General features: G+C 63.8%; 3 protein-coding genes. All 3 read right to left on the reverse strand.

Features of this window, described 5'->3' with window-relative positions:
• The coding region (locus WAW85_RS03915) for an MCE family protein (protein ID WP_422558340.1) at positions 1–1089 on the reverse strand (1089 nt) is incomplete at its 3' end.
• 7 nt (positions 1090–1096) lie between these two features.
• Positions 1097–1969: an MlaE family ABC transporter permease gene (locus WAW85_RS03920; protein WP_422558341.1), complete on the reverse strand. Its 873-nt coding sequence runs from the start codon at positions 1967–1969 to the stop codon at positions 1097–1099.
• A gap of 2 nt (positions 1970–1971) precedes the next feature.
• Positions 1972–2378 (reverse strand): MlaE family ABC transporter permease (locus WAW85_RS03925; protein ID WP_422558342.1); only part of this gene is annotated, 407 nt, incomplete at its 5' end.

Raw genomic sequence — 2378 nt, forward strand, 5'->3', positions numbered from 1 at the left:
GTCCGGCACCGAACCGCCCGGGTACTGCGGGAACGGGCGGCCGTTGGTGGCCGGCGCGTAGCAGCGGGCCGGCGGATCGGTCCACCAGATCCGCGGCTCGTCCTGGTTCGGCAGGTAGCGGCCACGCGGGTTCACAAACTGCAGGTTGACGTGGACGCCCGGGTTCTGGGTGCCCTTGCCGACGATCGGGCTGACCTTCGGGATCAGCGTCGCAAAGTTGTTGAACGTGCACCCGAAGACCGGCGATTGGCGAGCCAGCTGCACCAGCGCAACCTCGGAGTCGACAAACAAGTTGACCAGGTCCTTGCGGTTGGTCTGCAGGAACTTAGTGGTGTCCACCGCAGCCACCCCCAACGTCGAGATGAGCGTGGCCAGGTCGCCCTGGTGGTCCACGATCGTCCGATTGGTGACCCGCAAGTTATCCAGGGCGTCGATCACATTCGGCAGCGCCTCAGAGTAGGTCTGCGAGAAGCTCGCCAAACCCTCCAGCGTGCCCTGCAGGGCAGGCATGTTCTTGTTCAGCTCACCAAAGATGCTGTTGAGCTCGCGGATCGTCGTCTTCAGTTCCGCACCGCGGCCACCGATAGCGGCGTTCACGGAGGTGAGCGTGGCGTTCAGGCGCTCCGGCGGCACAGCTTCCAGAAGCGGCAGCAGCGCGTCGAACAGATCCTCCACCTCGGGCGCATTGCCGGCTTCATCGATGTAAATGGTGTCACCGGCCGCTAGCGCCGGGCCGGACGCCTGCGCCGGAATCCCCAGCGAGACGAAGCGCTCACCGAAGAGCGTTTTGGGCAGCACGCGGGCGGTCACGTTCGCCGGCAACTCGCCGACGAGGGACGGGTTCATCGCCAGCTCGACATTCACCTTGCCATTGGGCAGCGGACTGATCGAGTCGACCTTGCCCACCACCACTCCGCGCGCCTTGACGTCAGCCCGCGGGACCAATGCGTTACCGGCACTGGTCGCTTCCAGACTGACCATCGTGTGCTTCTCGAAGGTGCCCCGGAAGATCAGCACCGAGAGCGCCACCAGCGCAATGATGACGATGTAGAACAGCAGACCCAAGAGCCTGCGCTTGAACGTAGTCACGAGCGCGCTATCCTCCGATCCGGATCGTGGTGCTGGTGCCCCAGATGGCGAGGCTCAAGAAGAAGTCCATAATGGCGATCAGCACAAGAGCGGTACGCACCGCGTGCCCCACCGCCACGCCCACCCCGGCCGGACCGCCCGACGCGTAGTAGCCGTAGTAGCAGTGGACCAAGATGATCACGAACGCGAAGATCAGCACCTTGGCGAACGACCACAACACGTCTTGCGGTGGCAAGAAGAGATTGAAGTAGTGGTCGTAGGAGCCGGTGGACTGCCCATTGAACACGGTGTTGATCACGCGCGACGCCAGATACGCGGCCATCAGACCAAGCACGTAGAGCGGGATGATCGCGACGAAGCCGGCGATCACCCGAGTGGACACCAGGAACGGGATGGACGGCACAGCCATCACCTCGAGGGCGTCGATCTCCTCGGAGATGCGCATGGCGCCCAACTGGGCGGTGAAGCCGCACCCGACGGTGGCCGAGAGGGCCAGGGCACCCACCAGCGGCGCCACTTCCCGCGTATTGACGTACGCCGACAAGAAACCGGACAGTGCCTCGGTGCCGATCTGGCTAAGCGCGGCGTAGCCCTGCATACCCACCACGACGCCGGTGAAACCCGACATCAGGATCATCACGCCCACCGTGCCGCCGATGACGGCCATACCGCCGGCACCGAAGGCCACCTCGGCGAGGATGCGGAGCACCTCGCGCGTGTAATGGACCAGCGTCTTGGGAATCCACGCGAGCGTGCGCGCGTAGAAGGACATCTGCTCGCCGGCACCGTCGAGCAGCTTCAGCGGACGGCCGAGTTGCTTCTTGGTCTCGTACAGCAGGTATTCCGGCTTATTCCTAGCGATCGTTACGCCACGGGTCACGACTAACCTACCTTCGGGGGAACGATCTGAAGGAACACCGCGGTGATGATCAGATTCGCGAAGAATAGCAGCAGGAAGGTCACCACGACCGACTGGTTCACCGCATCGCCGACCCCCTTCGGACCGCCCTTCGGATGCAGACCCTTATAGGCCGCGATCACACCGGCGATGAGGCCGAAGACGGCGGCCTTGAACGTCGAAATGTAAAGATCTGGCAGCTGCGCGAGCGCACCGAACGAGGCCAGGTAGGCGCCGGGAGTACCACCCTGCAGGTTCACATTGAAGAAGTAGCCACCGACGATGCCGACGACGGCGACCAGTCCATTGAGCAGCATGGCGACCAGCACCATGGCGAGAACCCGTGGGACCACCAGGCGCTGGATCGGGTTGATGCCCAGCACTTCCATCG

Origin of the sequence: Gordonia sp. (in: high G+C Gram-positive bacteria) (assembly GCF_049299075.1) — a bacterium.
GTDB lineage: Bacteria > Actinomycetota > Actinomycetes > Mycobacteriales > Mycobacteriaceae > Gordonia.